Below are 4,446 nucleotides of genomic sequence, written 5' to 3' on the forward strand. Positions count from 1 at the left end.
TCGACGTCGGCCCAGTGCGCGCCGAAACGTGCGAGCGCGGCATTCGCGACTTCGTGAGTCCACGGCGGGGCGCCGCCGAGCACGGCTGCCATCCGGGAAAGGACGCCGGCACGTTCGGGTGCGCCGGCCAGCATCGCTTCGGCAATCGTGCGGACGGTATCGAACAGGGAGCCGTGCATGGGAATCGATGGGCGGGACGATGAGCCAACGTGACTGGTGCTGCGAGGAGTGTCGTTGCGCAACGCGCAACGGTGCTCCTTGCGACGCATCGGGGTGTCGATCTGATCCACGGGGTAGCCCCGTAGTCCTGGAACATCGGCTGCCTGTTCCGGGCGTGTGCTTGACCCACCGGCCCGCGATGCGACTTTAATGGCCGCGAACGCGGCGTGTCAAACCCGGTGGCGATCCGGTGCCGCCGCGCGGCGCGCCGGATCGCGCTGCGCGGCCTACGCGTGCCGGGCAAACAGTTCGCGGTACGCGATCGGCGCGACGCCGACGCCGGCCATGTTGTTCAGCATCGTCGCCCAGGTCGCGTTGTCGACGCTGACCGGAAACGACCGCACGCGGTTGGCGAGCAGCCAGAAGGTGCGCGTCATGCCGTCGCTCATCGCGACCTCATACCCGCTTCCCTCGAGCCAGTAGCCGACCGGCGGCACAGCCACCGGTTCGAGGCGGCCGGCCCGGAACGCGGCGGCGGCCGATGCGTACTTGCTGTCGAGCGGCATGACGCGGCGCGGCACGCAGTCCTGCGAGTTCAGTTGCGGAAATCTCGGGCTCGTGCCGAGCCACAGGCCGTAGAACGTTTGAGCGTCGAGATGCACGACGTAGCGCTCCGTCTCGGCGGGCGTCGCCGCCATGTAGCAGTCGGCCTGGCCCGGCACGGCAACCCGCCACATCGCGCGCTTCGCGCTCAGGTCGACCAGTTCGCTCGCCTGCGGGCGCGGCTGGATGGGAGACGGTTGTCCCGCTTCGCGCAGGTCGCGCGCGCGGTCGAGTCCGATACGAAGACGTGTCAGCATGGGCCCTCTCTTTCTCTCGTGATTTGTTCGAATGCGTCAGGGCGCGGGCAAATACATCGTTGCGCGTATGCAATACGTGTGCCCGGTGCCCGGACGCTCCCGGTGTGTTCGGGAACTCGCGCAGTGTAGCGCCTTTCCGTGCGCGTCCAGATGAACGCGCCCCACCCGATCGTCGGTGCCCGACCGGAAGTCCGGGGCCGGACACCGGATCACGGCCGATCGCTCTGCCCGGTGGCACCGCTCGGCACGATTGCGCGGCCGGCCGTGCCTGCATGCGTCAGCGCGATCCCGATCACGACCAGCACGAGCGCCGGCACCACGTACCACCGCAAAGACTCCCCCAACAGCGCCGACGACAACAGGACGCCGAAGATCGGCACGAGGAACAGGTAGATCGATACCGCACCCGCCTTGTTGTAGGACATCAGGCTGTTCCACAACAGGAAACTGGCGGCGGATACGAAAGCCAGGTACGCAAGCACGAGTACCGACCCGAGCGAGAAGTCGAATGGCGCGACACCCGCCTTCGCGCCGCCGACCGCGATCAGCGCAATGCCGCCGAGCAACATCTGCATCGCGGTGAGCGGCAGGACGGGCAGGATCGCGGGGGCCGCCTGCTTGCTCAGCATGTTGCCCAATGCGGCAAAAAACATCGCCGACACCATCAGTGCCTCGCCGCCTCCGATCGTGAATACGTAGCCATTGGCCATCACGTGGTAGAAGACGATGCCGGCGAAACCCAGAACGGCGGCAACGACCTTGGTCGCGGTCATGCGGTCGTCGGCATGCATCACGTGCGCGAGGCCCAGTTGAAAGAACGTGAGCGTGCCGGCGATGATCGAGCCTTCCATGCCGCTGCTGAGCGCAATCCCCGCGTAGAAGAACACGTATTGCAGGAAGGTCTGTACGACGCCCACACGCACGATCGCCACGGCCGTCGCGCGGCTCAACGGCGGTCGAGGAACGCGCGCGACGGCCATCAGCGCGAACAGCAGCAGCGCCGCCAGAACGAAGCGATAGCCTGCGAATGCAATCTGCTGGAATGTGTCGTCGCGGCGTATGCCCAGCATCCCGTATCCGACCTTCACGACCGGAAACGCGCTGCCCCACAGGCAAGTCGCTGCCAGTGCCGTCACGAAGCGACCTCCGGGTGCGGCGAGGAAGCGCGTCACGCCGGACCGTGCAGGCCGGAACGCGTCATCGACCGGTTCATTTCGCAACGTAGCCTCCATCGAACAGAAAGTCCGCTCCGGCAATGAAGGGGCGGCCTGCGACGCGAGAAAGCACACGGCCGCTGCGACGAGACCCGACAACATGCGTTGCCGGTTCCCGACACGTGTGCACGGGGTCCTGACGCATCCCGATGCGTTCGGGAACCCGCGCAGTGTAACGCCCTTCCGTGCCGGTTCGGGTCGACCCGGCCGTCGCCGACAGCTCCGGATTCGCACTGCTCGGTTCGTGCCACCCACCATCGAATCAATATTCGCCACCGATTATTCGAATATCGAAACAATCAAAAAATAAAAACAACCACATTCAGAATTCAATGAAATCAAATTCAAACAAAAAATTATCGATTCCAGTTAACGATAAATTAATTCGATTGGCGCCCTCTAATTCAAATAAATAGCCTGTGTTGTGCGCCGCAACACCGCGAGTCCAAAATCAACGAGACAACGGAGGCGCAGCACGAATCGTTGCATTCGTGTCTTGTCGCAAAGTTTCCCCCTTACCAGGCCACCGTTGATTTCCAGACATTGGCGAATCAACTTTCCAGAAAGACACACACGTCTTTCCGGACGTGACCGACGTCGTCAAATCGCATTAATTCATTCAATACCAAAGGAAATTCATGAAGAAGATTGCAACCGTGCTGTTTTCAGCACTGATGCTTGCCTCCACGTGCGCGTCCGCCCAGGCACTTTGCAAGGCCGGCAAGATCGACAAGATCGAAACTGACGCCACCGGCAACCTGCTGGTCACCATCAACGACGGCGTCTACTCGTTCAGCGCCAAGGAAGTTTATCCAATTATTTACCAGGTATATTCAGAAAACAGAAATCTGTTTATTTATGGAAATAATTGTGCAAATGGCTCGCCGGCGACCCGCTTTGCCATTCGCTGATCAACCTTGGAACGCTCGACGACTACCAGTACGTTGAGCGCGGAGCTGGATTGACATTCTGAATCCGGCGCAATCCCGGGCTGCGGTGTCGATACGACGCAACATGACACCTGCATGCCCGCTATCTGCCCCGTCCTGGCATTCATGAAGCAGACTCGCCGCCCATCGCGGGGCAGGCGTTTATCGCGTTCGGCAAGTCGAATGGCGGACCGCATCGCAGCGGCCATCGCGCGCCATCAGCGATCCAGCAATCGCCCCAGCCGCATCATCGTGACGTTCACGCCGAGATGGCGCATCGACGGTTGCACGATCACGCAGTTGTCATACGGCGTGACGATCACGTCGTCGCCGTCACGCGCAATCTCGGTGCCGGCCTTCCCGATCACCTCGAGCCCGGTGAACGGTTGCGAGAACCGGAAGTCCATCGAACGCGCGACGACCGGCTCCGTGATCTCGACGAACTTCTGCCGCACCGGCGCGGCCTGCGTGAGAAAGGCCGCGACGTCGTCGCGCGCGACCACGCCCGCATGCAACAGGAAGCGCGCCGCGCTGTCGAGCGCGACATCGCGTGCGCTCGCGGCGAAGTGCTGGCCCGTCTCGATCAGCAGCGCATTCTTCGCGCTGGCCGGATCGCCAAAGCCGCCGTAATCGCGCAGCCGCGTGCCGTTCGCATGACCGCGATCGATGATCACGTGCTCCGGCGTGCCGATCGCGGCCGCCAGCGCGATCGCCTTTTCAAGCGGCCCGGTCATCATCAGCGGCGCGGACGCTTCGTGCATCGAATGAATGTCGAGCAACAGGTCGACCGTATCGAGCAGCGGACGCATCGCGCGCGCACGCACGCGCTCGCGGCTGTCGTGCGTACCGTCGAGCGCGGCCGGCGTCCACACGCGATTCATGTCCTCGTCGAGGTAGCGCGTCGCATCGGCGTTCTCAGCACTGAAATGCTCGTACGCGCCGACGTTGCCGAAACCGAGCGACAGGCGGCCCGCAACCGGGCGCAGGCCCGCGGCCAGCAACGCGTCCACCGCGATCGCGCCGCTGACTTCGTTGCCGTGCGTCAGCGCGAGGATCATCACGTGCTTGCCGGGCCGGCCGCTGTCGAACGTATGCAGATAGTCGATGCCCGTATTGCTCGCGCGCCAGCGCGAGATATCGGGGAAGGCCACTTCGATCGGATAGGCCGGCAACGCGGCGCGGATGGCTTCAAGCGTGGTCATGTCGGAAAGGCTCAACAGGGTTCGGGAAAGGCGCAGCCGGCTTGTGCCGGCTGCGCCGGAATCGGGATCAGGGCCGCCGCGT

General features: G+C 63.5%; 4 protein-coding genes and 1 pseudogene. 1 reads left to right on the plus strand and 4 read right to left on the minus strand.

Annotation, left to right across the window (positions count from 1 at the left end; all coding sequences use genetic code 11):
• From JYJ84_RS29355 to JYJ84_RS29365, 3 genes and pseudogenes are all read right to left on the minus strand, one after another.
• Positions 1-290 (minus strand): annotated as a pseudogene (locus JYJ84_RS29355) (RNA-directed DNA polymerase); the annotation flags it as partial.
• A gap of 156 nt (positions 291-446) precedes the next feature.
• On the minus strand, positions 447-1,019 hold the full coding sequence (locus tag JYJ84_RS29360) for an Osa protein (protein WP_175223478.1): 573 nt from the start codon (positions 1,017-1,019) through the stop codon (positions 447-449).
• A gap of 209 nt (positions 1,020-1,228) precedes the next feature.
• Positions 1,229-2,155, minus strand: a complete 927-nt coding sequence (locus JYJ84_RS29365; protein ID WP_175223479.1) for a DMT family transporter — start codon at positions 2,153-2,155, stop codon at positions 1,229-1,231.
• Between the two features lie 716 nt (positions 2,156-2,871).
• Here JYJ84_RS29365 and JYJ84_RS29370 point away from each other — a divergent pair.
• A complete protein-coding gene (locus JYJ84_RS29370; RefSeq protein ID WP_122950123.1) occupies positions 2,872-3,144 on the plus strand; it encodes a hypothetical protein in 273 nt (90 codons plus the stop codon).
• Positions 3,145-3,380: 236 nt separating this feature from the next.
• Here JYJ84_RS29370 and JYJ84_RS29375 read toward each other — a convergent pair whose 3' ends face one another.
• Positions 3,381-4,364, minus strand: a complete 984-nt coding sequence (locus JYJ84_RS29375) for a succinylglutamate desuccinylase/aspartoacylase family protein (protein ID WP_175223480.1) — start codon at positions 4,362-4,364, stop codon at positions 3,381-3,383.
• Positions 4,365-4,446 lie beyond the last annotated feature (82 nt).

Source organism: Burkholderia sp. LMG 13014 (genome assembly GCF_905232215.1).
In the GTDB taxonomy this organism is placed as follows: Bacteria; Pseudomonadota; Gammaproteobacteria; order Burkholderiales; family Burkholderiaceae; genus Burkholderia.

Bases quoted from the DNA above. Each gene is read 5' to 3' on its own strand.
- JYJ84_RS29375 (WP_175223480.1), bottom strand. From the start codon at position 4,364: ATGACCACGCTTGAAGCCATCCGCGCCGCGTTGCCGGCCTATCCGATC.
- JYJ84_RS29370 (WP_122950123.1), top strand. From the start codon at position 2,872: ATGAAGAAGATTGCAACCGTGCTGTTTTCAGCACTGATGCTTGCCTCC.
- JYJ84_RS29360 (WP_175223478.1), bottom strand. From the start codon at position 1,019: ATGCTGACACGTCTTCGTATCGGACTCGACCGCGCGCGCGACCTGCGC.